Genomic DNA, 26,096 nt, shown 5'->3' with positions numbered 1-26,096 from the left:
TGTCGGGGGGACCTTGACGACGTGGTGGCAGGCGAATGCGGAACGTGAAACTGGGGCGGCGGAGCCTGCTGTCCTTGATGGGTGTGGCGGCGACCGGTGCCGCCGTGGGTGCGTGCGGGCGATCGGAACCCGGACGGGCCACGGCGGAGGCACCGCTGCGCAGGCCGATGCCGCGGACCCCGGCGGCGACCGGGCCGGTGCTGAGCGTGGACGCGGAGCGTTCCCACTACCGGGACGGGGACGTGCAGCTGATGTTCGCGTTCCCGACCGGCCTGGAGCGCACCGAGAACCTGCCGATCGTGCTGTACCTGCACGGCAGGGACGGGATGAGCCCGACGCCGATCCCGTACGAGACGTTGAGCAAGCTGGAGACCGAGTACGCCGACGGGGTGCTCCCGCCGTTCGGCCTGCTCGCGGTGGACGGCGGGTTCAACTCCTACTGGAACGACGGCTCCGCCAACGGCGACCTGATGAGCATGCTGCTCGAAGAGGTCCCGGCGTGGTTGCGCTCCCGGCGGCTCGGCGACCGCGACGGCCTGCCCTTCGCCGTCGCCGGAATATCCACGGGTGGCTTCGGCGCGCTGAACTACGCCGCTGAGCGCACCGAGGTGGGGCTGCCCGTCGAAGCCGCGGCGCTGCTCGCCCCGGCGCTGCCGGTGACCTGGGAGCACATGCAGGAGAAGGGCGTGTTCGCCACCGAGCAGGACTGGATCGCGAACGATCCGCTGCGCCACACCGAGCAGTTGGGCGACGTGCCGGTCGGCGTCTGGGTCGGCGACGCCGATGTGTACCTGGAAGGCGCGGAGCGCCTCGCGCAGGAGTACCGGAACACCCCGGTCCTGTCGGTGCTCCCCGGCAACCACGACGCGACCGTGTTCGACGTCGTCGGCGCGGACATGCTGCGATTCCTCGGAACGGGAGTGCCCGCCGAAGGCTGACCCGGCGCCGGACAGCCGAGCGGGGTCACCTGGGCGTTCGCAGGTGGTCGACCAGGTCGGATAGCTGGCGTTGGCCGGACGCCGCCGCCTGGGCGGCGTGGGTCCTCGCCTGCTCCCGCGCCTCCGGGCCGAGGCACCACTGCCACCACCGGTCGAGCAGCGCGCCCGCTTGCCCGTCCCCACCGGAGATCACCTCTTCGCTGGAGAGCACAGCTGGCCACTGCCAGGCCATCCCCTGCGCGGACACCTTCCCGCCGCCGGCGACCGGGTCCACGGCCAGCGCCGGAACGCCCTGCGCGAGCGCGAAGACCAGGCCGGACAGCCGGGAGGTCACCACCACGTCGGCGCGGGCGAGCAACGCCGCGAACTGGTCGACCGTGGAGCACGCCCGGGCGTTGACCCGGTCCAGCCGCGGATCGATCGGCATCGGCGCGAAATCGGTGCGGCCGATCCAGTTCAGCAGGTACCGGTGCACGCTGTCGTGCCTGCGCAGCGGGCCGTACTCGCGGCGGCCGTGGGACACCACGATCGCCGCGACCGGAGCCGGGCTGGTCGGGGCGCCCGCGGCGAGGTCCCGGGACGCGGGCACCTGCGGGCGGTCGCGGGCCAGCACGGAGTGGAAGCCCTGGACGGCGGTGGACCGCTCGTCGATGACGGTGACTCCGACCGCGGTGCGCCGGCACTGGTCGTAGCGCCGGTGCAGGTCGTCGAGCTGCCTGCCGTGCGCGGGGCCGCTGACGAACACGAGGTCGGTGTACTTCTCCGGGGCCGCGTCGTCGAGGGTGAGCGAGCCGGGGGCCAGCGTCGGGCTCCACGCCGTGTCGCACGGGATCCCGGCGATGGTCAGCGCGCCCTCGACCCGGCGCATCGCCGCCACATCACCGGCGTTGACCTCGGCGTGCAGGAAGCTGGGCCACCCCGTGATCAGTACCCGCACGTGAGCCTCCTCCCCGATGTTTCCGCCCTCCCGAGGTGCCCGGCGGCGGCCTTGCCCAACCGCGCCGTTCCGGCATCGACGGTGACGCCGCTCGCACTCCGGCGCCGTTTCCCCCACTCGCGCCACATCCGTGCTCCCGCGCCCCAGCACCTGTCGGACCAGGACTTTCGGCCGTGTCGTGGGAGTGCCCGGCTGGCATCATCGGCGACCGCACGGACCACTCGGGGGAGGAAGACTCATGCACGTGAAACCCACGCCACAACAAGCGGATGCGCACGAGCCGACTCCGCGGGAGCGGGCGCGGGCGGTGCGCGCCACCGCGCACCACGCGCAGGACGCCGCCCAGCTGGCCGAGCTGCTGGACATGCTGGGGCTCGATCCGGAAGAGGGAAACCCGGTGCCGCAGGCGAGATCCGGCGGCCCGGCCTCCGCCGCGTGACCCGCTGGTCGTGGCACCGATCCGGCCGCGGACACCGGTCCGAGCCCGGGGGCGCGGCCGTCCCGGCGGCGTCGCTCGCACCGGCCGGGAGCACTCGGCCACTCCGGTGACTTCCATCGCCTGCACCGGTCCGCTGCGCTAGATTCCCCGCTGCGAGGCAGGGAATCCGGCACTGCGGCCGACCGGCGCGAGCGGGTGACGAGCATGCGAGCTTCTTCAGCCACGTCCGAAGCCGGGGGAGCGGGTCCGGTGGACGTCGACGCGGTGGTGATCGGAGCCGGGTTCGCCGGGCTCTACATGCTCCACGAACTGCGGGCGCGCGGATTTTCCGCGCGCGTGCTGGAAGCGGGCTCGGACGTCGGCGGAACCTGGTACTGGAACCGCTATCCCGGGGCGCGCTGCGACATCGAGAGCGTCGACTACTCGTACTCGTTCTCCGAGTCGCTGCAACAGGAATGGGAGTGGTCCGAGCGGTACTCGGCCCAGCCCGAGATCCTGCGCTACCTCTCGCACGTCGCGGACCGGTTCGACCTGCGCCGCGACATCACGTTCGACGCGCGGGTCACGGCGGCGCACTTCGACGAGGGCGCGGCGTGCTGGACGGTGCACGCACCGGGGCTGCCGCCGCTGGTGAGCCGGTTCTGCATCATGGCCACCGGATGCCTGTCGGTGCCGCAGGTTCCCGCGCTGCCCGGGCTGGGCGACTTCCATGGTCCCGTGCACCACACCGGGAACTGGCCGGAGTCCGATGTGGACTTCTCCGGTCGCGCGGTCGGCGTGATCGGCACCGGATCGTCGGGGATCCAGTCGATCCCGGTGATCGCCCGGCAGGCCGCGCGGCTGACGGTGTTCCAGCGGACGCCGAACTTCTCCGTGCCCGCCTTCAACGGCCCGCTCGACCCGGACGAGTTCCGCGAGGTCAAAGCGCGCTACCGGGAGCGGCGCGAGGCGAACCGGGCCAGTTCGGGAGGCGTGGACCGGGCCACCAACGAGCAGAACACCTTCGACGTCGACGAAGACCAGCGCCTACACGAGTTCGAGAGCCGGTGGGGGCGCGGCGGTTTCCACCTGCTCGGATCCTACGCCGACATCATGGTCGACCAGCGGGCCAACGACGAGGTCGCCGAGTTCGTGCGCGGGAAGATCCGGGAGGTCGTGCACGACCCGGCCACCGCCGAGGCGCTGCTGCCCCGCGGCCATCCGCTGGGTTCCAAGCGGGTGTGCGTGGACACCGGCTACTTCGAGGCATACAACCAGGACCACGTGACCCTCGTCGACCTCCGGAGGAGTCCACTGGAGACGATCACCGCGCGGGGCGTGCGCGCGGGCGGGGTCGAGCACGAACTCGATTCGCTGGTGCTGGCCACCGGGTTCGACGCGATGACCGGTGCGCTCGACCGCATCGACGTCCGGGGCCGGGACGGCTGCGAGCTCGCTGAGGCGTGGAGCGGCGGCCCGGCCACCTACCTGGGCCTGGGCGTGGCGGGATTCCCGAACATGTTCGTCCTCGCCGGCCCTGGCAGTCCTTCGGTGCTGACGAACATGGTCACGTCCATCGAGCAGCACGTGCAGTGGACGGCCGGCTGCGTGGACCACCTGCGCCGCAACGGCTACCGCAGCATCGAGGCCACCGAGCAGGCCCAGCACGACTGGGTCGAGCACGTGCGCGAACTGGCGGCCGAGACCCTGTTCCCGAAGGCGGCGTCCTGGTACCTCGGCGCGAACGTCCCCGGCAAGCAGCAGGTCTTCATGCCCTACGTCGGCGGACTCGACCTCTACGAGGAGACCTGCGACGCGGTGGCCGCCAACGACTACCGCGGTTTCGACCTGAAGTGACGTCGACCGCCGCGCAGGGGGAGGGAACCGCTACGGGAGTTCGAAGTGCTGGTAGTCCTTGGGGTCGCGCCAGCCGCCGCCCCAGGTCCATCCCGCCCCGGTGAACACGCGCACGGCGGCGTCGCCGTCGTGCAGCATCCCGGGGTCCGTTCGGGTGCGGTCCAGGTAGGGACCCGCCGTGGCGGGCTGGAGTTCGCCGTCGGCGCTGATGTACGGGTTGACGAGCGGATTGATGTCGACGGCCCGCCCGTAGGCGTGCTGCGACCAGCTGCCGCTGCCGCTGATGCCGCGGCAGCTGAACGCGGACGTGTTGTCGTCGCGCATCGACAGCTCGTCGGACGCGTCCGGGTATTCCCCGGCCGGGCGCATCCGCTCGACGGGGAACCGCAGCTCGTGGAGGCGGGCGAACGCGGCGATGGTCTGCGGTACCCGGTCCTCGTGCACGATGAGCCGTCCGGTGTGCTCCCGCCCGTCCATGCCGACGTGCTGAAGCCGCAGCAGGCGCAACCGATCCGGGGCGACGGGGCATTCGGGCCGCCAACTCGGGCCGAGCTGGGCCGCATCGACTCGGTGCACGCTGGAGGTGAACTCCGGTGCGGGTTCGCTCGCGGGAGGTTGCGGATTTCCGCACTGCGCGGTCGATGCGGCGAACGCGCACGCGAGCAGCGCGGCGTGGGACTTCCTCATGGCGGCTCCCTCATTTCCCGGTCGACCGCCAGTGTGCGGGTGCGTCGGCGTCGATTCGACCGCTGGGGCAACGAGAAGATCCGCACGAAAGTGGTCATCGGAAGTGCCCTTGTGTTGCGAATGGACAGTCAGCGGTTCACGATCTCGTCGTGGGATCAGTGGTCGCGGCATCCGGAGTCCGCAGTCCGGCCCCGAAACGGACGCATTCCGGTGTCGCGGCGGTGTTCTGAACACCAGCGCACGGCCAGGCCCCGAACCCGTTGCCGTCGCCACCGGCCCACCTGGTGGAGAGCGGAGGTCGTGACTCCCGAACGACCTCCGCCTCCAGCGATTCGGGCGCCGGGAATCCCGCACGAGTGCCACCGGAATCAGCCCGGAAGCGCGCGGAATCGCGGTGGTCTCCCGGAATTCGAGAACCTCGAAGTTCAGCCGGACGAACTCGTTCCCGCTGAGCTCATCTCAATTCTTCCGCAGTCCGTCGAACGCGACGGCCACGACCATGTCCGCGAGTTCCTCCGCGCCGATGCCGCCGCGCGGCCGGTACCACTCGACCAGCGAGTTCACCATGCCGAACAGCAGGCGCCCGACGGTGGCGGCGTCGAACTCGGGCCGCAGGTCACCGTCCCGGACCGCTTCGGCGACGAGGTCGGTGATCAGCTGGTCGAACTCGCGGCGACGGGCCAGCGCGGCGCGCTCCACCTTGGTGTTGCCCCGCACTCGCAGCAGCAGCGTCACGAACGGCAGTCGGTCCACCAGCACCAGCACGCTGCCGCGCACCAGGTTCTCCAGCCGTTCCACGGCGCTCGCGTCCCGCGCGCGGGCGGCCGTGGCGGTCGCGAACAGCCCGTCCAGCGCCCGGTCGACGGCCAGGCGCAGCAGCTCCTCCTTGCTGGGCACGTGGTGGTAGATGGCGGACTTGCTGATGCCGAGCTTGCGGGACAGGTCCTCCATGCTGGTCCCGTCGTAGCCGCGCTCGTTGAACAGCCGCACCGCCACCGCCAGCAGGGACTCCAGGTCGTAGCCGGGGCGACCGCGCTTGGCGGCGCGTGCCGGTGGTGCCGTCGTCATGCGGTGGATTATTCCAGTAGGCAGTGTCCGGTGGATCATGTCGCCTTGACCTCGGGCGAGTCGGAGGGGCTCACGTTCGGGGCGCGCCGCGCGTCTGCATAGTGGTAGGCGCAGGCGCGGAGAGGGGAACCGATCATGACGACGGTGCACGCGGTGATCGACACACCGCTCGGGGGGCTGACGCTGATCGCTCGGGACGGGAGCTTGGCGGCACTGCACTTCGCCGGCGGCAAGCACGCCCCCGAGGAGCGCGGCGAGCGGGCGGACATCCCGCTGTTCGCAGCGGCGCGGCGGCAGTTCGAGGAGTACTTCGACCGGCGTCGCACCGAGTTCGACCTGCCGCTCGCGCCGCGCGGCAAGCCGTTCCAGCTGCGGGTCTGGGCGCTGCTCGAGGAGATCCCGTACGGCGAGACCCGCACCTACGGCGACCTGGCTCGGCGGCTCGGCGACGTGAACTACTCGCAGGCGGTGGGCGCGGCGAACGGGCAGAACCCGCTGTCGGTGATCGTGCCCTGCCACCGGGTCATCGGTGCCGACGGCAGCCTCACCGGCTACGCGGGTGGGCTGGACCGCAAGCGCTACCTGCTGGCCTTGGAGGAACCGGCCGCGGTGGACGCGGGCAGGCTCTTCTGAGATGACCCCGTTCGAGCGGATCGTGACCGAGCACGGGCCGGTGGTGCTGCGGGTGTGCCGGGCGGTGGTGGGCCCGGACGACGCCGAGGACGCCTGGTCGGAGACGTTCCTGGCCGCGCTGCGGGCGTATCCGCGGCTGGCCCCGGAGGCCAACGTGCAGGCGTGGCTCGTCACGATCGCGCACCGCAAGGCCATCGACATCACCCGCGCGCGGGCGCGCCGCCCGGTGAGCGTCGAGCACGTCCCCGAACGGCCCGCCGTGGACGGGCTCCCGCGCGAACCCGACCCGGTGTGGGCGGCGTTGCGGGACCTGCCCGACAAGCAGCGGCAGGCGGTGGCCTACCACCACGTCGCGGGCCTGCCCTACCGGGAGATCGCCGAGCTCGTCGGGGGCAGCGCGGACGCCGCGCGCCGGGCCGCGGCCGACGGCATCGCCCGGCTGCGCGCCACCATCGGCTCGGAGGAGGGGAAGTTGTGACGGACCCAGGAGGACGGCCGAGGACGGTGCGCGACGACTCGCTGGAGCGGCTGCGCGGGAGGCTCGCGGTCGCCGCCGAGCGGGAGGGGCTGCTCGACGTCGCCTACCGCACGGTGGACTCGCCGGTCGGGTCGCTGCTGCTGGCCGCGACCGAGCGGGGACTGGTGCGCGTCGCGTTCCCCGGCCAGGACCACGACGCGGTGCTCGCCGCGCTGGCCGAGCAGGTGAGCCCGCGGGTGCTGGCCGCGCCGGCGAGGCTGGACGCGGTGAGCGCGCAGCTCGACGAGTACTTCACCGGGCGCAGGCACGAGTTCGACGTGCCGTTGGACCTCCGGCTGTCGCAGGGGTTCCGGCGGGCGGTGCTGTCGCACCTGCCGCGCATCGCCTACGGCGGCACCCAGAGCTACGCGCAGGTGGCGACGGCGGCGGGCAGTCCGCGCGCGGTTCGGGCCGTGGGCACGGCGTGCGCGACGAATCCGCTGCCCGTGGTCATCCCGTGCCACCGAGTCGTCCGTTCCGACGGCTCCTCCGGCGGATACGCGGGCGGCCCGGAGGCCAAGCGAACGCTGCTCACCCTGGAAGCCGGTCAGCGGTGACGGCTTGCTCGGCGGAACCTCGGCGGCTTGCTCGCTCTCGTGCGTGCCGTGCGCGGCGGAATCGCCGTCCTCGCGGGGAAACCGCTGAGAACCGCCGGTTCGCTCAGGCTGGTCGTTGTTAGCGGCTCCGCCGCCGGTGCGGCAGGTGGAGAGCATGCATCGGCGCGGATCTGCGCCCGCGTCACCGGTGTCGGCTCAGCTCCGGGAGCCGCGGACCTCCAGGGAATCGAGCAGTTCCGCCGTCGCCTGCGCGATGGTGTCCACCGCGCGGTCGAACGCCGCCGCGTTGTGCGCGGCGGGCTGGCGGAACCCGGAGATCTTGCGGACGTACTGCACCGCCGCGGCACGCACGTCACCGTCGGTGACCTGCTCGGCGTACGGCGGGCGGAGGGTCTTGATGCTTCGGCACATGCCCGCATTGTCCTCCGCCCACCGGCAGCCTTCCGGCGCTGAAGCTCCCGGCCTGAGCGAACGGCTCTCGTGACGGCGCCGCCGAGCCCTACGACCAGGCCGGTACCGGTCCGTGGTGGCGCCAGGCGGTGCCGCGGCGTTCGTGACCGAACAGGTCCTCCACCGCCCGCGCCACCAGCGGCCCCAGCTCCCGTTCCAGCAGGTGCAGGGCCAGGTCGATCCCGGAGCTGACCCCGCCCGCGGTGATCAGGTCGCCGTCGTCGACGACGCGGGCGTCGATCACGTGAGCACCGGTCGCGGCGAAGTCCGCCAGCCCCATCCGGTTCGTGGTGGCGTGGCGACCGGTGAGCAGCCCGGCCATGCCGAGCACGACCGAGCCGCCGCACACGGTGGCGACCGTCGTTCCTGGACGCCGCATCGCCGCCGCGAGCCGTCCGCCGAGCTCGGACCGAGCAGCCGCCGCCAGCCGCTCGTTGACCGCTTCGACCATGCCGCCGGACCCGTCGCCCGGAGCGGCGCCAGGCACGACGATCAGGTCGGCCCGCTCCGCGTCCACGGTCGCCGTCGCCCGCAGGGTCACGCCGCCGATGCCGGACGTGACCTCGCGCGGCCCCTCAGCGGTGGCGAACTCGCCGGTGAGCAGGCCGCCGGTGGCGCCTCCCCCGGCGAGCAGCGTCTCGTACGGGCCGATGGCGTCGAGCGGGTCGAACCCGTCGAACAGAACGAACTGCGCGTGCATGGTGGGCCTTTCCTCGCCGAACTGCTTGCGAGCTCCACGCTAGGTACGGGGGCCAGGACGGGGACTGTGGCGAAAACGTCAGCTTGCACCGGATTCTGGCCATCGGTTCAGCGCCGGTGGTAGCAGTGGACTCGGCTCCCTCCCGAGCTGTCGCCGACGAACAGGTTCCGCCATGCACACCGTTGCCGTGCTCGCCCTCGACCCGGTCGTCGCCTTCGACCTGTCCATCCCGGTCGAGACCTTCGGCCGCGCCCGGCTGCCGGACCGATCCGCCGCCTACGACGTCCGGGTGTGCTCGGTGTCCGGTGAGGTCAGCGCGGGCGCGTTCACGCTGCGAACCCCGTGGGGGCTCGACGGGCTCGCCGACGCGGACACGGTGGTCGTGCCGGGCCAGGCGGACGTGGCGGTCCCGGTGCCCGCGGTGGCCCTCGAAGCGCTGCGGACGGCGGCGGCGAGCGGCAGTCGCATCGCCTCGATCTGCGTGGGCGCGTTCGCGCTGGCCGAGGCGGGCCTGCTCGACGGGCGGCGGGCGACCACGCACTGGATCGGCGCAGCCGAATTGGCCCGCAGGCACCCGCTGGTCGATGTCGACCCCGACGTGCTCTACGTCGACGACGGGCGGATCCTCACCTCGGCGGGAGCGGCGGCGGGCCTGGACCTGTGCCTGCACATGATCCGGCTCGACCACGGTTCGGCGGTCGCCGCCGATTCGGCGCGGCTCGCGGTGATGCCGCTGGAGCGGGACGGCGGGCAGGCGCAGTTCATCGTGCACGAGCCACCGGCGCCGGACGGGGCCAGCGTGCAGCCGCTGCTGTGCTGGCTGGAGGACCACCTGCACCTGCCGCTGACGTTGGCCGACATCGCGGGGCGAGCCGCGCTGAGCAGCCGCACGCTCAACCGGCGGTTCCGGGAGCAGACGGGGACGACACCGTTGCAGTGGCTGCACCGGGCCCGGCTGCGGCGGGCGCAGCACCTGCTGGAAACGACCGCTCACCCCGTGGAGCGCATCGCCGAACAGGTCGGCTTCACCTCGCCGACGACGTTCCGGGACCGGTTCAAGCGGGTCGTCGGCACCAGCCCCGCCCGCTACCGCCAGGCCTTCCGGGGGAGCGCTCCGGACCGGGAGCCGGTCGTCGTCTGAGCTCGGACGCGGCTCTCCGCGGTCGGCGGGATTGTCAGGGGTGCGGTCTAACGTCGGCGGGGAGTGGCGACGAGGGGGTTTGTCATGACGACGACGGGTGCGGGAGAACGGGTGGAACTGCTGGGCATGCTCGCCGAGCAGCGCGACGCGTTGCTGATGACGGTTCGGGGGCTCAGCGACGAGAGCGCGGCGCGGCGCAGCACGGTCAGCGAACTCACGCTCGGCGGGCTGGTCAAGCACGTCACGGCGGTGGAACGGGAGTGGACCCGCACGCTCCGGGGGCAGCTGTTCCGGGAGGAGACCGAGGCCGACGCCAGCAGGGCGGGTCTGCGGATGCGGCCCGGCGAGACGCTCGTGGAGCTCATCGACGACTACCGGCACGCGGCCCGCGACACCGAACGCGCCGCCACCGAGCTGTCCTCGCTGGACGTGCTGCTCCGATTACCCGAGGCGCCCTGGTTCCCGCCCGGCACCGAGTGGTCCGCCCGGCACGTGCTGGTCCACCTGATCCGGGAGACCGCGCAGCACAGCGGCCACGCCGACATCATCCGCGAGAGCATCGACGGCGCGAACACCACGCGACAGCTCGGCGCGGAGTGGGGGTTCGCCTAGGAGCCCCTTCCGCACGGATCGGCCGGCGCTGCCTCAGCGGTCTTCGAGGGCGTCCTGGACGAAGCGGGCCCGGTCGTGGACGGGCGCCTTCGGCAGTGCCACCAGTTCGTAGCCGTATTCGGCGTAGGTCTCGGCCATGACCTCGCAGGTGCGCCGGGCCACCTCCGGCGACTGCGTGCGTTCCGCGTCGGTGCGGTAGATCTCCGGCCAGGGCGGGGCGATGAAAACCCGCCGCTCGTAGCGGAAATCCCGCGCGGCGGCGTGCACGTGCGCGGGCACGGGAAGCCCTTCGACGCGGAGGTACCCGGCGATGTCGGGCAGGCCGCGGTCGAAGAGCACGGTGCCACCGGTGGCCGTCCGGTAGTTGCGCAGTTCCCAGCACAGCATCAGTTCCGCGAACAGCGCCCGATCGGCCCACGGCAGCGCCACGCCCCCCACTGCGAGCTGATCGCGGATGACGCCGCGTCCCGCCTCGTCGGAACGGGTGTACCCGGCAGCACCGAGCCGGTCGAGCAAGGTGCTCTTGCCGGAACCGGGCCCGCCCGTCACGACGATCCGCCGCACTGTCGGCACGACGCCCTCCTCCCCGCCCGGTCCGGCCGGACGATCCGATCACCGCCGGCTTGCGCGCCCGCGCCGTTCACCACCGGGAGCACTCCTGCGGAATCCTCCCGACGTCGGCGGGGAATCGCGGCCACGGCGCTTGACTTCGAGTTCGCTCGAACTTCTAGCGTGGATCCAGATCGGGCGGCGCCGTTCGCCTCCCGCGAGCTCCAACCGCCCTGCTCGCGGTGGCGCGCGGATCCGCCCGATCCCCACGAACCAGGAGGACATCATCATGGACCACACCGTTCCGATCGCCACGTTCGACGAGAGCTACGCGGCAGGAGACCCGCCGTGGGTGATCGGCGCACCGCAGCCCGCCGTCGTGGAACTGGAACGTTCGGGTGCCTTCGGGGGAGCGGTGCTCGACGTCGGCTGCGGCACCGGTGAGCACGCGATCCACCTGGCCCGCCTGGGATACGACGTGCTCGGCGTCGACTCCTCCCGGAACGCGGTGCAACGGGCCCGCGCGAACGCGGCACGGCAGGGCGTCGACGCCCGGTTCGACGTCGCGGACGCGCTGCGGTTCAGCGGAGCGACCCGGTTCCAGACGATCCTCGACAGCGCGCTGTTCCACGTCTTCGGCCCGGAGGACCGGGTCGCCTACGCGCGTTCACTGCACCAGGCGAGTGAACCCGGTGCCGTGGTGCACGTCCTCGCCCTGGCCGACGTCGAGGAGAGCATCGGGCCGACGGTGACCAGGGGTGATTTCGATACCGCCTTCGCCGAGGGCTGGGACCTGGAAGACGTGAGCACTACGAGCTACCGGGGAATCGCCTTCGACGACAATGCCCGTCGCCTCGGTGTCGAGGACGGCCGAGTCGTCGACTCCGCGGCGTGGCTGGCTCGAGCCCGCCGCCGCTGAGCCCGCTGGAACGCCCCGCGTCGGGGTCGGGGCGTTCCAGCGCGGCGGCTCAGGACGGACGGCACTGCAGCGGTTCGTCCAGGTTCGCGCAGGGAACGTGGCTGCCCTGCTCGCGGATGATGTCGCTGCCGACCTGGGTGGTGAGGTAGCGCAGGAAGCTCGCGGTCAGCGAATGCGCCTGCGGTTCGCCGTAGGTGTAGGCGTACTCGGTCTCCCAGAACGGGTAGGCGCCGTCGTTGGCGCCGTCGGCTGTCGGCTCCTGGCCGCCGATGCGGGCCGCGAACAGCTCGCCGCGGTCCTTGGCGGCCCTGGCCGCGCCCGCCTCGGCGTAGCCGATCGCGCCCGGGGTTCTGGTGACGGTGTCGATGACCTCGTCGGTGCCGGGCAGTTCGCAGCGCACGACGCTCACGGGGGAACCGGGCGCGCGCGACTCGCAGTCCTGCGAGTTCTCCGGTGGTTCCCAGGCACCGCCGAGCAACTGCTTCTCCAGGGTCTGCCGGGTGCCCGAGGCGACTTCTCGGCTGACCAGCCGGACCGGGAGGTTCGCCCCGCCGAACCGGTCCCAGTTGCCGACCTCGCCGGCGTAGATCTGCCGGATCTGCTCGGGTTCGAGGTCCTGGACTTGGGCGCCCTTGTTGACGACCAGGCTGAACAGGGACAGCGCGATGGGGCGGGGCACCAGCATCGGCAGGTTGTCGCGCTTCTTCCCGTCGGAGAACGCGATCATCTCCGGATGCCCGTCCTGGCGGTCCTTGCCCGCCGCGGTCAGGGAGTTCAACCCGCTTCCGCTGTCGCTGAAGGCGAAGTCGATCTTCGCTCGGGGGCAGCTGCGCTGGTAGGACTCGGCGGCCTTCATCCCGACCTCGCGGAACGCGCTCGACCCGGTGAGCGTCAACCGGCCCTGGGCGCATTCGAGCGAACCGCGGGGCGTCAGCTGCGAGACCGCGAGCTGCCCCAGCACGATCAGCACGAGGAAGAACACCAGCGCGAGGATCCGCCGGGGCGCCCGGTCGTGGTTGCTGGTCTCCCGGATGGCGCCGGTGCCGACGCCGCCGCGGATGCCGCCGACGACCTTCGGGTCCGATTCGGCCTCGGCGTCGGAGGCGTGGTCCAGCGCGGCGAGGACCTTGTAGTGCGCGCCCCGGTTCAGCGGCACCTTGGGCAGTTCGATCACGTCGTCGTGGACGTGCAGGCCGGAGTCCGGGCCGAAGGAGGGGCGCAGGAAGTCGCTGCTGAGCTCGGTGACGACCATGCCCGCGACGTGGCGACCGGGGAAGTGCACCCGGATGCCGACCTTGTCGTCGTCGAGCACCGAGTAGTCCTCGGGCACGATGTTCGTCGCGCCGTCGTTCTCGATGCGCAGCAGCACGAAGGACGGCGCGACGAGCGGTTCGCCGTCCCCGGCCCGCCGCAGCTGCTGGAGCGCGCCGGTCGTCTCGTACATGGAGTGCACGGCGTCGGTGGCCGTGGTGTCCATCTGCACCCGGTAGCCGAGCCGCTTGCGGCCCACGACCGCGAACTCGTAGAGCGCCAGCCCGATGGGCACCAGCACACCGAGCGCCGCCAAGGCCGCTTCCCAGGGAAAATCGCTCACGATCGGCTCCTCGCCAACACCAACGCGTGGAGCCGAAACTAGGAGCGGCTTCCACGAGCCGGGGCGGGGAAGCCGATCGTTCAGGGATCGTTCACCGGTTCTTGGGTGATCGGCCGCGCCGGATCCGCTTCGGCCCGGTGGGCGGTGGCGTCCACCCGTCGAGCCGGGCCGGTCAGCTGTGCGTTCCTCCCCGCGAGCGCAGGAATTCGGCGATCGGGCCGGTCTGCCGGGGCAGGAAGTGGCCGTCGTCCGCCAGTCGCCGCACGACGGCGTGCGGGACCGCCCGCGCCAGCCTGCGCCGGGTGCCGGCGGAGTCGAACATGCGGTCCCGGTCGCCCGCGATCACCAGCACCGGCATGGCCAACCGGCGCAGCGCCGCATCGGTGAAGAGGGGGAGCTTTTCCATGCGGGGGCGGAAGTGCGCCGAGACGATGCGCGCGTACTCGGGGATGTCGGAGGTTCCGCACAACCACGACATCGCCGCACGTCGACGCCCGAGCACCATCAGCAGCGCGGCCAGCAGCACCTTCTCCCGCCGCTGCCTGCCGAGTCCGCCGGGGCACAGCAGCGCCAGCCGAGAGACCCGGCCCGGCCTCCTGCTCGCGTAGTCCACCGCGACCCAGCCGCCGAGTGATTCTCCCACCACCGCAACGGTTTCCAGTCCGAGTGCGCCGAGCACCTCGTCGAGCCAGCGCGCGTGGGCGTCCGTCGTCAGCGGTGGACGGGACGGCGCGCTCAGGCCGGGTTCGCCGATGAGGTCGACGGCGTGCAGCCGGAATTCACGCGCCCACGCGGGCGCGTCGGTGAACCAGTTCAGCGCGTTGGTGGCGGCACCGTGCAGCAGCAGCACCGGAGGCGCGTCCGCGGGGCCGCAGCTGAGCACGAACGTCTCGCCGTGGGACGTCGGCACGTACCGGTGGTCGCTGGGAACCGGCCACGACGAGAGCTGTTCGCGGTAGAGCCGGGACAGCAGCTCGGCCCCGGCTTCGGAAGTGTGGATCGAGTTCATACCTGCTCCACGAGCACGTCGATGAGCTTGAGCAGTTCGGCGGTGCGGGTGGGCGAGCCGATGACGATGAACTTGAGGCTGCCGCGTTCCTCGTCGTAGGTGGTGTCCACGCGCAGCGGCGGCTCGCCGGGTTCGCCGCGCAGCGAGCCCAGCACCGCCGAGGTCAGCCGGTCCATCGCCGCGCGGTCGATCGGATCGATCTGCACGAAGCTGGACGTCTCGACGTGCCGGTCGACGGCGGCCGGACCCGTGCGCGCACCGGTGAACCGCGCCAGGTCGTCGCGCGAGATCCGGTACTGCTTGCCCACCCGAACCGCGTTCAAGCGCTCGTCGCGCACGTAACCGCGCACGGTTTTGACGTGCAGCCCGAGCAGGTCGGCCACCTGCTCCACGGAATACCACTGCTGAACCACTCCGCATCACTCCCTGTCGGGACGATATCAGGGAGCGATGGCGAACTTTGCGGATATATGAACTCCGAGCGGCTCCGCGTGGACGGGTCCTGGTCGGCGGAGGCGTCGCGGGCGTGGGGCGGTCGAGTGGTTCGGGGGCGGAGGCGCGGGGAAGCGTTGACAGCGGGAGGCGCGGGTTCCTAATCTCGTCTACATAAGGAATCGCCGTCTACATATGAAGACGAGATGCTCATGACTTCGACTTCGTCCGGGGACACCTCGGCGCAGGACGTCAGCCGCTTCGCCGCCCGGCTCGGCGAACGGATGGACGCCGGTGTGCTGTCCTTCCCGCTCACCTCGTTCACCGAGGCAGGCGAGCTCGACCTCGCAGGCCTGCGGACCTACCTGGAAGGTCAGGCCGAAGCCGACCCCGCCGCGTTCTTCATCGCCTGCGGCACCGGCGAGTTCTTCTCGCTGACGCCCGAGGAGTACTCGTCCGTGGTGCGGACCGCCGTGGAGGTCTCGGAGGGCCGGATCCCGGTGCTCGCGGGCGTCGGCTACGGCTGGGCGGTGGCGCGCCAGTTCGCCGAACGCGCCGTGGACGCCGGTGCCGCCGCCGGGCTGCTGATGCCGCACTACCTGGTCAAAGCCCCGCAGGACGGGTTGGTCGAGCAGGTGCGCAAGGTCGCCGAGCACACCTCGCTGCCGCTGATCGCCTACCAGCGCGACTACGTCCGGTTCAGCGCCGAGAGCGCCGCGCGGCTCGCCGAGATCCCCACCGTCATCGGCATCAAGGACGGCCACAGCGACCTCGACGGGCTCCAGCGCCTCAAGCTGAGCACCCCGGCGGACTTCCTGTTCTTCAACGGAGCCGCCACCGCCGAGATGCAGGCCCGCGCCTACTCGGCGATCGGCATCAGCCCCTACTCCTCGGCGGTGCACGCGTTCGCTCCCGAGATCGCGAAGGCCTTCTTCGCCGCGCTGCGCGCCGACGAGCAGGGGCGCGTCGACGAACTGCTGCGCGAGTTCTACTTCCCGCTGGTCGAACTCCGGGACCGCAAGGCCGGGTACGCGGTGTCGCTGGTGAAGGCCGGCGCGCGGCTGCGCGGCCTGCCCGTCGGCCCGGTGCGGGCGCCGCTGGTCGATCCCTCCGCCACCGACATCGCCGACCTCGACAAGCTGATCAAGACGGGCCTGGCGCTCGTCGACCAGGCCTGAGCAGGGAGAACACCCATGTCCGAGAGCACCCGCATCGTCGAGGTCCGCGTCACCCCGATCCTGATCAGCGACCCGCCGCTGCTGAACGTGCAGGGCGTGCACCAGCCGTACACCCCGCGCACGATCATCGAGGTCGTCACCGACAACGGCGTCAGCGGCATCGGCGAGACCTACGGCGACACCGACTACCTGAAGATCGCGCAGGCGTTCGGCCCGAAACTCGTCGGACAGCCGCTGACCGCCCGCAACGACCTGTTCGCCCGCGTCTCCGCGACGGCAGCCGAAGTCGACATCGCGCAGATCGACAACACCGTCGTCGCCGAAGGCCTCCGCGGCGCCCGCACCGAGGTGAAGCTGGTGCACAGCGTCGTGTCCGGATTCGAGGTGGCGCTGCTCGACGCGCTGGGGCACGAGACCGGGTTGCCGGTGCACGCGCTGCTCGGCGGCAAGGTCCGGGACCGGGTGGAGTACAGCGGCTACCTGTTCTACCGCTGGGCCGAGCACCCCGTGGCGGGCGAGCCCGAGGACGACTGGGGCGCGGCGCTGGACCCGGCGGGCGTGGTCGAGCAGGCCCGGCGGTTCGCCGACCGCTACGGGTTCAAGTCCTTCAAGCTCAAGGGCGGCGCCTTCGAGCCGCAGCAGGAAGTGGCGGCGATCCACGCGCTGCACGAGGCGTTCCCGGACGCCCCGCTGCGGCTGGACCCCAACGGGGCCTGGTCGGTGCAGACCAGCCTGGAGGTCGCCGCGGCGCTGGAAGGCGTCGCCGAATACCTGGAGGACCCCACCGCAGGCACCGAGCAGATGGCGCAGGTCGCCGCGAAGACCAGCCTCCCGCTGGCCACCAACATGTGCGTGACCGCGATCGACGAGGTACCCGCCGCGTTCACCAGCGACGCCGTGCAGGTGGTGCTCTCCGACCACCACTACTGGGGCGGGCTGCGCGCCACGCAGGACCTGGCCGCCGTGTGCCGAACCTACGGCAAGCAGCTCTCGATGCACTCCAACACGCACCTGGGCATCAGCCTCGCCGCGATGACCCACGTCGCGGCCACCATCCCCGAGCTGTACTACGCGTGCGACACGCACCGGCCGTGGCAGACCGAGGACGTCATCACGGTGCCGCACACCTTCACCGACGGCGCCGTCGACGTCACCGACACGCCGGGCCTGGGCATCGAACTCGACCGGGAGTCGCTGGCGGCGCTGCACAGGCGCTGGCTCGACAGCGACGTGCGCGACCGCGACGACGCCGCCGCGATGCGCCGCGTGCACCCGGATTGGACGGCCCCCTCCTTCCCCGTCTGGTGATTTCGGGCCTTTCCCGGAACGAGTCGCCCGGGTGGTCGGGTGGCGGAACCTCAACGGTGCTCTCGCCGTCCTCGCGAGAGCAGCGCTGAGACCCCGCTGCGGTGCCGGTTGCTCGGGTGATCGCCGCTGACAGGACGACGAACGACGAACGGTGTACCTCGGCGAGCGGATTTCGCGCGCTGAGGACCGAAACATCCCCGGAGAGACGTCAATGACGACGGTGCCGCCGACGTCCGCAGCGGACGAGGCCGTGCTCAGCAGCGCGGTCGGCAAGTTCTTCCGACGCATGATCCCGCTCGTGGTGCTCATGCTGATCATCAACCAGATGGACCGCACGAACATCGGGTTCGTGCGCGGCGATCTCGAAGCCGATCTGGGCATCGGGGCCGCGGCCTACGGGCTCGGGGCGGGTCTGTTCTTCGTCGCCTACGCCCTGTTCGAAGTGCCGAGCAACATGCTCATGGAGCGCTTCGGCGCCCGGGTCTGGCTGACCCGCATCATGATCAGCTGGGGCGTGGTGGTGTTCGCGATGGCGTTCATCACCGACACCACCACGTTCTACGTGATGCGGTTCCTGCTGGGCGTCGCCGAGGCGGGATTCTTCCCCGGTGTCATGTACTACTTCACCCGCTGGCTGCCCGACCGGTACCGCGGCCGGGCCGTCGCGATCTTCCTGGGCGGCTCCGCCGGGGCCTACGTGGTGACCGGTCCGGTCAGCGGCGCGCTGCTGGAACTCGACGGCGTCGCCGGGCTCGCGGGCTGGAAGTGGATGTTCCTGTGCCAGGGCGTGCTCTCGGTCGTGATCGGCATCGGTGCCGCGTTCTTCCTGGTGTCCCGCATCGGCGACGCGAAATGGCTCAGCACCGAGGAGAAGGCGGCGCTGCGGGACGCGGTCGCCGCCGACGACGCGCGGCGCGAAGACGCGGGCGAGCGGGTCTCCAAGCTGCGGTTGCTGGTGAACCCGCAGGTCCTGTTGCTGTGCTTCATCTTCTTCGCCATCTCGCTGACCGGGTACACGATCACGTTCTGGCTGCCCAGCCTGGTCGACGGCATCAACGGGTTGCCGGACTTCGGCGTCGGGCTCGTGACGGCGATCCCGTGGGCGTGCGCGATCGCGGCGATGTACGCGATGGGCCGGTTCACCGACCGCACCGGCGTCCGACGCCCGTACGTCACGGCGGCGCTGCTGGTGGCGGCGCTCGGCACGTTCCTCACCACGCTGGGTGGTCCGTGGTTCGGGGTGCTGGCGATGTGCGTGGCCGCGATCGGGTTCAAGTGCTCGGCGTCGATCTTTTGGCCGATCGCGCAGCAAGGGCTCGACGGCAAGATCGTGGCTCCGGGCATCGCCCTGGTGAACTCGCTGGGCAACCTCGGCGGCTTCGTCGCGCCCACGATGATCGGGTTCCTGGAGGAGTCGACCGGCTCCACCACGGTCGGTCTTTACGGGCTGTCGATCGCGTCGCTGCTCGCGGCGGGCCTGGCCACGCTGATCGGCCGCGCGCGGCGAGCGGAGCCCGCATCCGTCTGAGCGGGCCCCTCGGCGGGCCGGGACCGGCGCGTCCCGGCCCGCCCGGCGCGGTGCCCTTCGGCGGCTGCGGACACCGCCGATGTGTACGGTGTTGCTTTGCGGAAAAGGCGTGGTGGCCGGGGGTTTTCCGGTCGCAGGGGAGTGCGTGATGAGCGGCATGGCGGACGGGCAGAAAGGGGTGCGGGACGTCAAATCGGCAGCCCGCACGGTGGAGGTCCTGGAGGTGCTGGGCGGTCTCGACGGCGAACCGGTGAACCTGCGTGAACTGGCCGAACGCACCCAGGTTCCGCGCAGCAGCCTCTACGCCCTGCTGCAGACCCTCGTCGCGCGCGGCTGGGTCCGCACCGACGCCACCGGCTCGCTGTACGGGATCGGGGTGCGGGCGCTGCTGGTCGGCACCTCCTACATCGACGGCGACCTGCGCGTGGCCGAGATCAAGCCGTACCTGGACGACCTGGTGGCCGACCTCGGTGAGACGGTGCACTTCGCCCGGCTCGACGGCGCCGACGTGGTCTACCTGCTGACCCGCGAGTCCAAGCACCACCTGCGCCCGTTCAGCCGGGTCGGCAGGCGGCTCCCGGCGAGCGCGACCTCGCTCGGCAAAGCACTGCTGGCCGAGCGGGAGGACGCCGAGATCGACGAACTGCTGCCGGATCCGCTGCCGAAGTTCACCGAGTCGACGCTGGACCGCGCGGAGCTGAAGGCGGACCTGGTCGCCACTCGGGCGCGCGGCTACGCGATCGAACGGGAGGAGAGCAACGTCGGCGTGCACTGCATCGGCGTCGCACTGCGCTACGACGGGCCGGTGCAGGACGCGATCAGCTGCTCGATGCCGACCGCGCGGGTGACTGCGGAGATCCAGCAGGAGGCGATCGAGCGGATGTTGCGGGCACGCGACGAGATCGAGCGCGCAGCCCTGCGCTGGCCGACCTCGCAGGTCTCCTGGCGTTGAGCTTCTTCTCCCGGTTGTCGCTCTGGTGGTCACTGCTCAGCGGCTTCGCCGCTGCCAGCGCAGTGATCAAAACGCGCGCGGCCCGGGCCGTTCTCGTCTTGTCCACAGTGGATTGTCTTTCTCGTGCTGCCCGTCGGGTGCAATCCGGTTCGTCCGGGTGGGGCTTGCCGGGGCCGGTCGGTGGCGTCAGGCTCGGGATCGGGGAGAGCTCGGTCAGGGGAACGGGCTGAGGGGAGCGTCCGATGGGGCGGGGCGAACGACAGCGCGAAACGGGTGCGGCCGGTCCGGTCGTGCCCGAGCAGGGGGCACCGGATTCCGGCGCGCGGGCGACTCCGCCGCGGGCGCCCGCGGTTCCTGCTGCCAGGGAGCCGGAGTCCGGGCGCGGGCCCGGTTCCGACTTCTCCCTCCACGCGATTCCGGGAGTGGACGTGAAGCACGCCAACGCCGCGCGGATGTACGACTACGCGCTCAACGGCGACCACAACTTCAAGATCGACCGCGAGGTGGCGGACCAGGTGTTCGCGGTGATGCCCAGCGGGCCCGCCGTCGCCCGGTCGAACCGCGCATTCCTGCGCCGCGCCGTGGAATTCTGCGTCGACGAGGGCATCGACCAGTTCCTCGACCTCGGTTCGGGCATTCCCACTCGCGGCAACACCCACGAGATCGCCCAGGTGCGGAACCCGGACGCGCGCGTGGTGTACGTCGACAACGAACCGGTGGCCGCCGCGCACACCCGCCAGCTGCTGCAGGGCAACTCGAACGCGGCGATGGTGCAGGCCGACGTCCGCGATCCGGCGGCGGTGCTCAACGCCGATCCGACGCGGGAGCTGCTCGACTTCTCCCGCCCCGTCGCGGTGCTGATGGTCGCGGTGCTGCACTACGTCAGCGACGAGGACGGGATCGAGGACATGCTCGCCGCGTACCGCGACCGGTGCTCGCGCGGCAGCTTCCTGGTGGTCTCGCACACCACGCAGGACCACTTGCCCGACGCCGCCCGCGCGCTGCGGGAGGTGCTGGCGAAGTCCGGCACCGAGGTGACCCACCGCGACCACGCCGGGGTGCGAGCGGTGTTCGACGGATGGCGGCTGGTGGAACCGGGCGTGGTGTGGACGCCGCAATGGCGGGGCCCGCGGTCGGAACCGGGAGATCCCGCGCCGGAGGAATCGGAGACGTGGTGCGGGGTCGCCGAATTGATCTGATCGCGCGAGTCCTCTGTGGACCAATCAGGACCGTGCCGGGATTTCCCACCATGTGAACGTGTTCTGCCGGTGGAAGAACCCGGTGCGGTTCACATCATGATATATGTCATTGCCGTGGCTAATTTTCGCGAGCGCGGCGGTCGGTTAGTCTCCGATTCGAATCGGTAGTGCCCGAACGAATCAGCGGGCACCATTCCGGAGTCCCGCCCTTCCCGGTGCGGCCGGACCCGTCGTGTCGAGGATCGGAGTCGCACCGATGAGTCGCGCGCACCGCGCTGGGCGCGGGGGACCGCACCCCGCTCGCCGATCGGAGCCGGCGTGACCGGAGTGCTCACCGGGTTCACGGTCATCGGAGCCATCATCGCCGTCGGCTACCTGGTGGCCTGGCGCGGATCCCTCGGCGAACACGGCCAAGAGGTGCTGAGCAGGCTCGCGTTCTCCGTCGGCACCCCGGCCCTGCTGTTCACGACGCTGGCCCGCGCCGACCTCTCCGTGATCGCCTCGCTGCCGTTGCTGATCACCGCGCTGAGCACGTTCGTCGCGGCGGGCCTGTTCGTGGCGGCCGGGGTGATCCGCGGCTGGGACATCGGGCGCACCACGATCGGCGCGCTGTGCTCCAGCTACGTCAACTCCGGCAACCTCGGCATCCCGATCGCGGTCTACGTGCTCGGCGACGCCTCGCTGGTGGCCCCGGTGCTGCTGCTGCAGCAACTCGTCATCACACCGGTGGCGCTGGCGGTGCTGGATCTCTCGCGGCCCGGCGCGCGCACCTCGTGGACCGCCCGGCTCACCACGCCGTTCCGGAACCCGGTGGTGCTCGGCTCGCTCGGCGGCGTGGCGGTCGCCGCGACCGGCCTGCACATCCCGGAAGCCGTGTTCGATCCGATCAACCTGCTCGGCGGCATGGCGGTGCCGGGCGTGCTGCTGGCGTTCGGGATCTCGCTGCGCGGCGCGAGCCTGCCGGGACGCAGCCCCGAGAAGCGCGTCGTGTTCCTGACCGTGGCGCTGAAGTCGGTGGTGCAGCCGCTCGTGGCCTGGGCGCTCGGGCACTTCGTGTTCGGCCTCGCGCAGGGGGAGCTGTTCGCGGTCGTCGTGACCTCGGCACTACCGGCCGCGCAGAACCTGTTCACCTTCGCGGCCCGCTACGAGACCTCGCTGGTGCTGGCCCGCGAGTCGGTGCTGCTGTCGACCATCCTCGCGGTACCGGGGATCGGCGTGATCGCCGCCTTGCTCGGGTAGGAGATCACCTCACCGCAGGGTCGTCGTGCGGACGAAGCTCAGGGATTGCGGCCAGGAGTGGAGGTAGGCCTCCTCGTTGACCGGATTCGACTGCCGGGCGCGGGCGCTGAAGCCGTGTTCGGCGCCGGGGTAGGTGTGCACGATGCTCGCCCCGCGGGAGCGGCCGGTGAGCGCGGCGTTGAGCGCGTCGAAGCTCTCCCGCGGCACCAGGTCGTCCGCGCCGGGGTAGTGCATCATCACCGGCGCGTCGATGCGGGCGGCGTGCTCGGCCGCGTCCAGCGCGTGGTTCGGCGCCGCCGGGATCGGCACCGTCGGGTGGTAGGCGATCACGTTGGCGAGCCGCTTGTCCCGACCGCCGAGCAGCAGCGCGAACCGGCCGCCGAGGCACCAGCCGATCACCCCGACCCGCGCCAGGCCGAGCTCGTTGAACATGTGCGAGAGCAGGCGTTGCTGCTCGGCCAGCGCCGCCTCGTCGTCGAGCAGGCCCATCAGCCGCACCAGCTCCTCGTGCCCGGTGTCGTCCGCGCTCGGGCCGTCCCACGGGTCCCAGGACAACGCGGTGACCCCGGCCTCGGCGAGGTCCGCGGCGAACTCGCGGACCTGCTCGCCGATGCCGGTCAGCATCGGCAGCAGCAGCATCCCGCCGCCCTCGTCCACCTCCGGGCGCGCCAGGTAAGCGCGGGACGTGCCGACCGCGACGTACTCTCCGGTGATCTTCTCAGCCATGCGACCACCCTAGGCAACCCCGGCGGTACGAGCGGCTCGGGCGGGTGCGGGCCGTCGCGGCCGGTGATCCACGATGGGCGGTGCGCCCCGACGACCGCAGTGGAGGACACCCGTGGCACCCGAGTCCGTCCGGTACGAGTTCGACTCCGGCATCGCAGTGCTGACCTTGGACGATCCGCCGATGAACCTGGTGTCGCTGGAGACGACCCGTGCGCTGGAGGCCGCGCTGGACGCGGTCGAGCGCGACGGCGCGCGGGTCGTGATCGTGACCGGCGCGGGCGAGCGGGCGTTCTGCGCGGGTTCGGACGTCACCGAGTTCCCCCGCATGATGCGGCCCGGCGAGGTCGTGGACAAGAAGCTGCGCAGGCAGAACGCGGCGTTCAACCGGCTCGCCGAGCTGCCGGTGCCGACGATCGCCGCGCTCGGCGGGCTCACCTACGGCGGCGGGCTGGAGATCGCGGTGTGCTGCGACCTGCTCATCGCGGAGCGGCAGGTCCGGCTGGCGCTGCCGGAGATCAAGCTCGGCATCTTCCCCGGCAGCGGGGGCACGTTCCGCGTGACCCGGCGGGTCGGCCAGGTCCGGGCGAAGGAGTTGATGCTGTTCGGCGAGCCCATCGACGCGGACACCGCGTTGTCCTGGGGACTGCTGAACCTGGTCGTGGAACGCGGGGAAGCGCTCGGGACCGCGAAGGAGTGGGCGGCGACGCTGGCGCGGCGTCCGCGCACCTCGCTGCGGCTGTGCAAGGCCCTCATCAACGCCACCGACGACGAGAGCGACGAGGAGATGCTGCGCCGCTCCTTGGCCGCCAGCGACCAGGCGTTCACCTCCGCCGAGTGCGACGAGGGCGTCCGGGCCTTCCTCGCCAAGCGAACCCCCGACTTCACCGCCCTCGACTGAGCAAGCACCTCCGCGCACACTCCCGACTCCGCTCCGCCGCTACCCGGATGGGTCTCGCCCGCCCCACCCCGCATTCTCGCGAGAGCTCGAACTCCGCCCGTCCCCGAGCGGCCCGCTCCGAACGGGCGGCACCCCAGATCACGGCGTTGTGGTCCAGGATTCTTCGCGGGCGAGCGGACTCTGACTCCGCGAGAAGTTGCGCACGCGCACGACAGCGGTGCCGCGGAGGGTGCCGGGTCAGCGGGTGCCTTCGCGGACCACGACGACGGGGCAGGGCGCGTGCTGCACGCAGTGCTGGCCGACCGAGCCGAGCAGCGCCCCGGTGAAGCCGCCGTGGCCCCGGCTGCCGACGACGAGGAGGTCGGCGCCGGCTGCGGCCTCGAGCAGCGCCTTGGCCGGGCTGCCCTGCACGACGACGCGCTCGACGGGGACCCGCGACTCACCGGCGACGTCGTGCACCGACTCCCGCAGCGTCTGCGCGGTGACGTGGCCGGCGTCCTCCGGCGCCCAGCCGTAGATGGGGGAGAGGTCCCACGCCATCAGCGCGGTGACCGCACCCCCGGTCAGGTCCGCGTGCCACAGCGCCCAGCGCAGCGCGGCGCGGGACGAGGCGGAGCCGTCCACTCCGGTCACGATCTGATAGGTCTCGGTCATGTTCGCCCTCCCTGCGGCAGTCTCACCGTGCCGCACCTTCCGATTGGTCGCATCGCGGCGCTGACCAGGGGAGATCACCTCCGCTCGGGAGTCGGTGGCGGTGTGGGGGTGATGCCGATCGCATTCCCAACCTGTTGGATTGGGTTTACGGCGGTGCCGTGGCCTGGCTACGTTCTCGGCATGCCGCAGCGGCCGATGCTCACCACTCGGGATCACGTGGACCTGTCCCGGGTGTCCTCGGCGCTCTGTCACCGCTGACCCGGCCCGGCCCCGCCGACTCGTCCCGGCGCCGCTGATTCCTCCCCTCTCCGCAGCAGTCCGCTGCGGACGAATGCCGTTCCCGCTCATCTCGCGCGCCCCCCTGGTCCGCGCGCTCTTGTTGGAGGCTCCATGTCGACCCGTTCCACGCGGCGTTCCTTCTTGACCAAGCTGGCCGTCGCCCCGATCGCCCTGAGCCCGCTCGCCGCGGCGGCCTGCGGCGGGAACTCCGCGGTCCGCGAGGACGGCAGCGTCGACCTCACCAAGGTCACGTTGACCGTCGGGGACCAGGCGGGCATCCAGCAATCGCTGGTGGAGGCCGCGGGCGTGCTCGACGGCAAGCAGTACGAGGTGCGCTGGTCCCAGTTCGCCGCCGCCGCGCCGCTGCTGGAGGCGCTGCGCAGCGGCGCGGTCGACATCGGATTGGCGGGCGACGCGCCGACGCTCAACGCCCTCGGCTCCGGCGCCGACATCAAGATCGTTTCGGCGACCCGGTCGGTGCGGCAGTACGGGCTGGCCATCGTGGTGCCGAAGGGATCGCCGATCACCTCGGTCGCAGACCTGCGCGGCAAGACCGTCTCGCCCACGACGCCCGGCAGCGTGGGGCACTACCTGCTGCTCAGCGCGCTGCGCGAGGCGGGGGTGCCCGCGAACGAGGTGCGGATCAGCTTCCTCGAACCGGTCAACGCCAGCGCGGCGCTGAGCTCCGGCGCCATCGATGCCTGGTCCACCTGGGACCCGTACACCGCGGCGGCCCAGCTCGACCAGGGAGCGACCGTGTTGCGCGACGCGAACGGCCTCGCCCACGGCCTGAGCTTCATCAACGCCTACCAGGAAGCCCTCGACGATCCGGGCCGCCGCGCGGCCGTGCGCGATTTCGTCGGCCGGTACAACAAGGCGCTCGACTGGGCGCGTGCGGAGCCGGCGGAGAACGCGCGGATCTACGGCGAGCTCAGCCACCGCCCGCCGAACGTGGCCCGGCTCGTCTCCGACCGCTCGCAGCGGACCGGCGGGCCCGTCGACGATCAGGTGATCGCCCAGTTGCAGGAGGTCGCCGACAACTACCGGGAGTTCGGCGTGCTGCGCGAGCACCTGGCCATCGCCGAGCACGTCGACCGCGGTCTGTACTGAGCGGGGG

The 26,096-nt window shown here is 71.5% G+C and carries 28 protein-coding genes; 17 read left to right on the top strand and 11 right to left on the bottom strand.

The annotated features are described in order from the left end of the window. Nucleotides 1-35: 35 nt before the first annotated feature. Complete coding sequence (locus OOZ19_RS07050) at nt 36-938, top strand: alpha/beta hydrolase-fold protein (protein WP_266089198.1); 903 nt, start codon at nt 36-38, stop codon at nt 936-938. Between the two features lie 25 nt (nt 939-963). On the opposite strand, the gene OOZ19_RS07045 is transcribed toward OOZ19_RS07050, so the two are convergent. Further along, nucleotides 964-1,875, bottom strand: a complete 912-nt coding sequence (locus OOZ19_RS07045) for a polysaccharide pyruvyl transferase family protein (protein ID WP_266089197.1) — start codon at nt 1,873-1,875, stop codon at nt 964-966. A 238-nt stretch (nt 1,876-2,113) separates the two neighbouring features. Between OOZ19_RS07045 and OOZ19_RS07040 the strand changes: the two genes are divergently transcribed. Then, nucleotides 2,114-2,314, top strand: a complete 201-nt coding sequence (locus OOZ19_RS07040) for a hypothetical protein (RefSeq protein ID WP_266089196.1) — start codon at nt 2,114-2,116, stop codon at nt 2,312-2,314. Nucleotides 2,315-2,518: 204 nt separating this feature from the next. Further along, a complete protein-coding gene (locus OOZ19_RS07035) occupies nt 2,519-4,150 on the top strand; it encodes a flavin-containing monooxygenase (protein ID WP_266089195.1) in 1,632 nt (543 codons plus the stop codon). A gap of 30 nt (nt 4,151-4,180) precedes the next feature. Here the strand turns inward: OOZ19_RS07035 and OOZ19_RS07030 are convergent, their stop codons facing one another. After that, entirely contained in the window at nt 4,181-4,837 is a 657-nt protein-coding gene (locus OOZ19_RS07030; protein ID WP_266089194.1) for a M15 family metallopeptidase, read from the bottom strand. 459 nt (nt 4,838-5,296) lie between these two features. Beyond that, nucleotides 5,297-5,905: a TetR/AcrR family transcriptional regulator gene (locus OOZ19_RS07025; protein WP_266089193.1), complete on the bottom strand. Its 609-nt coding sequence runs from the start codon at nt 5,903-5,905 to the stop codon at nt 5,297-5,299. Between the two features lie 135 nt (nt 5,906-6,040). On the opposite strand from OOZ19_RS07025, the gene OOZ19_RS07020 reads away from it, so the two are divergent. From OOZ19_RS07020 to OOZ19_RS07010, 3 genes are read left to right on the top strand one after another with little or no spacing between them, the layout of a single operon-like run. Beyond that, nucleotides 6,041-6,538, top strand: coding sequence for a methylated-DNA--[protein]-cysteine S-methyltransferase (locus OOZ19_RS07020; RefSeq protein ID WP_266089192.1), 498 nt, complete (start codon nt 6,041-6,043; stop codon nt 6,536-6,538). A gap of 1 nt (nt 6,539) precedes the next feature. Beyond that, a complete protein-coding gene (locus OOZ19_RS07015) occupies nt 6,540-7,016 on the top strand; it encodes an RNA polymerase sigma factor (RefSeq protein ID WP_266089191.1) in 477 nt (158 codons plus the stop codon). Continuing rightward, a complete protein-coding gene (locus OOZ19_RS07010; RefSeq protein WP_416309405.1) occupies nt 7,013-7,612 on the top strand; it encodes a methylated-DNA--[protein]-cysteine S-methyltransferase in 600 nt (199 codons plus the stop codon). The genes OOZ19_RS07015 and OOZ19_RS07010 overlap by 4 nt, the downstream gene beginning before the upstream one ends. A 195-nt stretch (nt 7,613-7,807) precedes the next feature. Here the strand turns inward: OOZ19_RS07010 and OOZ19_RS07005 are convergent, their stop codons facing one another. Both OOZ19_RS07005 and OOZ19_RS07000 read right to left on the bottom strand, forming a co-directional pair. Continuing rightward, a complete protein-coding gene (locus tag OOZ19_RS07005) occupies nt 7,808-8,023 on the bottom strand; it encodes a DUF2277 domain-containing protein (RefSeq protein WP_243788223.1) in 216 nt (71 codons plus the stop codon). Between the two features lie 88 nt (nt 8,024-8,111). Beyond that, on the bottom strand, nt 8,112-8,762 hold the full coding sequence (locus OOZ19_RS07000) for a DJ-1/PfpI family protein (RefSeq protein WP_266089190.1): 651 nt from the start codon (nt 8,760-8,762) through the stop codon (nt 8,112-8,114). 172 nt (nt 8,763-8,934) lie between these two features. On the opposite strand from OOZ19_RS07000, the gene OOZ19_RS06995 reads away from it, so the two are divergent. Both OOZ19_RS06995 and OOZ19_RS06990 read left to right on the top strand, forming a co-directional pair. Next, complete coding sequence (locus tag OOZ19_RS06995) at nt 8,935-9,903, top strand: GlxA family transcriptional regulator (RefSeq protein ID WP_266089189.1); 969 nt, start codon at nt 8,935-8,937, stop codon at nt 9,901-9,903. Nucleotides 9,904-9,987: 84 nt separating this feature from the next. Beyond that, nucleotides 9,988-10,515, top strand: coding sequence for a DinB family protein (locus OOZ19_RS06990; protein ID WP_266089188.1), 528 nt, complete (start codon nt 9,988-9,990; stop codon nt 10,513-10,515). A gap of 33 nt (nt 10,516-10,548) precedes the next feature. Here OOZ19_RS06990 and OOZ19_RS06985 read toward each other — a convergent pair whose 3' ends face one another. After that, a complete protein-coding gene (locus OOZ19_RS06985; protein WP_266089187.1) occupies nt 10,549-11,088 on the bottom strand; it encodes an AAA family ATPase in 540 nt (179 codons plus the stop codon). A gap of 265 nt (nt 11,089-11,353) precedes the next feature. Here OOZ19_RS06985 and OOZ19_RS06980 point away from each other — a divergent pair, with 265 nt between their 5' ends. Continuing rightward, on the top strand, nt 11,354-11,983 hold the full coding sequence (locus OOZ19_RS06980) for a class I SAM-dependent methyltransferase (protein ID WP_266089186.1): 630 nt from the start codon (nt 11,354-11,356) through the stop codon (nt 11,981-11,983). A gap of 49 nt (nt 11,984-12,032) precedes the next feature. Here OOZ19_RS06980 and OOZ19_RS06975 read toward each other — a convergent pair whose 3' ends face one another. The 3 genes from OOZ19_RS06975 to OOZ19_RS06965 all read right to left on the bottom strand — a co-directional run bounded on the left by OOZ19_RS06975 (nt 12,033) and on the right by OOZ19_RS06965 (nt 14,999). Further along, nucleotides 12,033-13,577 carry a PstS family phosphate ABC transporter substrate-binding protein gene (locus OOZ19_RS06975; RefSeq protein ID WP_266089185.1) on the bottom strand — a complete coding sequence of 515 codons (1,545 nt, stop codon included), beginning with the start codon at nt 13,575-13,577 and terminating at the stop codon, nt 12,033-12,035. Between the two features lie 172 nt (nt 13,578-13,749). Further along, nucleotides 13,750-14,586: an alpha/beta fold hydrolase gene (locus OOZ19_RS06970; protein WP_266089184.1), complete on the bottom strand. Its 837-nt coding sequence runs from the start codon at nt 14,584-14,586 to the stop codon at nt 13,750-13,752. Then, the gene (locus OOZ19_RS06965) at nt 14,583-14,999 is read right to left on the bottom strand and encodes a helix-turn-helix domain-containing protein (protein ID WP_323055107.1); all 417 of its coding nucleotides are present in this window, start codon (nt 14,997-14,999) and stop codon (nt 14,583-14,585) included. Before OOZ19_RS06965 ends, OOZ19_RS06970 begins: the two co-directional genes overlap by 4 nt. A 231-nt stretch (nt 15,000-15,230) precedes the next feature. On the opposite strand from OOZ19_RS06965, the gene OOZ19_RS06960 reads away from it, so the two are divergent. The 6 genes from OOZ19_RS06960 (at nt 15,231) to OOZ19_RS06935 (ending at nt 22,422) form a co-directional block, all read left to right on the top strand. Beyond that, nucleotides 15,231-16,196 (top strand): 5-dehydro-4-deoxyglucarate dehydratase, encoded by a 966-nt coding sequence (locus tag OOZ19_RS06960; protein ID WP_266089183.1) that lies wholly within the window; start codon nt 15,231-15,233, stop codon nt 16,194-16,196. Between the two features lie 15 nt (nt 16,197-16,211). After that, nucleotides 16,212-17,504 (top strand): enolase C-terminal domain-like protein, encoded by a 1,293-nt coding sequence (locus tag OOZ19_RS06955; protein ID WP_266089182.1) that lies wholly within the window; start codon nt 16,212-16,214, stop codon nt 17,502-17,504. Between the two features lie 211 nt (nt 17,505-17,715). Next, complete coding sequence (locus OOZ19_RS06950; RefSeq protein WP_266089181.1) at nt 17,716-19,032, top strand: MFS transporter; 1,317 nt, start codon at nt 17,716-17,718, stop codon at nt 19,030-19,032. A 148-nt stretch (nt 19,033-19,180) separates the two neighbouring features. After that, entirely contained in the window at nt 19,181-19,984 is an 804-nt protein-coding gene (locus OOZ19_RS06945) for an IclR family transcriptional regulator (protein WP_266089180.1), read from the top strand. Nucleotides 19,985-20,226: 242 nt separating this feature from the next. After that, nucleotides 20,227-21,183, top strand: a complete 957-nt coding sequence (locus OOZ19_RS06940) for an SAM-dependent methyltransferase (protein WP_266089179.1) — start codon at nt 20,227-20,229, stop codon at nt 21,181-21,183. Between the two features lie 318 nt (nt 21,184-21,501). Next, entirely contained in the window at nt 21,502-22,422 is a 921-nt protein-coding gene (locus OOZ19_RS06935) for an AEC family transporter (protein WP_266089178.1), read from the top strand. Between the two features lie 9 nt (nt 22,423-22,431). On the opposite strand, the gene OOZ19_RS06930 is transcribed toward OOZ19_RS06935, so the two are convergent. After that, nucleotides 22,432-23,148, bottom strand: a complete 717-nt coding sequence (locus OOZ19_RS06930) for a dienelactone hydrolase family protein (protein WP_266089177.1) — start codon at nt 23,146-23,148, stop codon at nt 22,432-22,434. Nucleotides 23,149-23,260: 112 nt separating this feature from the next. On the opposite strand from OOZ19_RS06930, the gene OOZ19_RS06925 reads away from it, so the two are divergent. Beyond that, nucleotides 23,261-24,046, top strand: a complete 786-nt coding sequence (locus OOZ19_RS06925) for an enoyl-CoA hydratase/isomerase family protein (protein WP_266089176.1) — start codon at nt 23,261-23,263, stop codon at nt 24,044-24,046. A 237-nt stretch (nt 24,047-24,283) separates the two neighbouring features. Here the strand turns inward: OOZ19_RS06925 and OOZ19_RS06920 are convergent, their stop codons facing one another. After that, a complete protein-coding gene (locus tag OOZ19_RS06920; protein WP_266089175.1) occupies nt 24,284-24,700 on the bottom strand; it encodes a universal stress protein in 417 nt (138 codons plus the stop codon). Between the two features lie 390 nt (nt 24,701-25,090). Between OOZ19_RS06920 and OOZ19_RS06915 the strand changes: the two genes are divergently transcribed. Further along, complete coding sequence (locus OOZ19_RS06915; protein WP_266089174.1) at nt 25,091-26,089, top strand: ABC transporter substrate-binding protein; 999 nt, start codon at nt 25,091-25,093, stop codon at nt 26,087-26,089. Nucleotides 26,090-26,096: the final 7 nt, after the last annotated feature.

This window comes from Saccharopolyspora sp. NFXS83 (genome assembly GCF_026241095.1).
In the GTDB taxonomy this organism is placed as follows: domain Bacteria; phylum Actinomycetota; class Actinomycetes; order Mycobacteriales; family Pseudonocardiaceae; genus Saccharopolyspora_C.
This window is presented reverse-complemented; position numbering and strand designations above follow the sequence as displayed.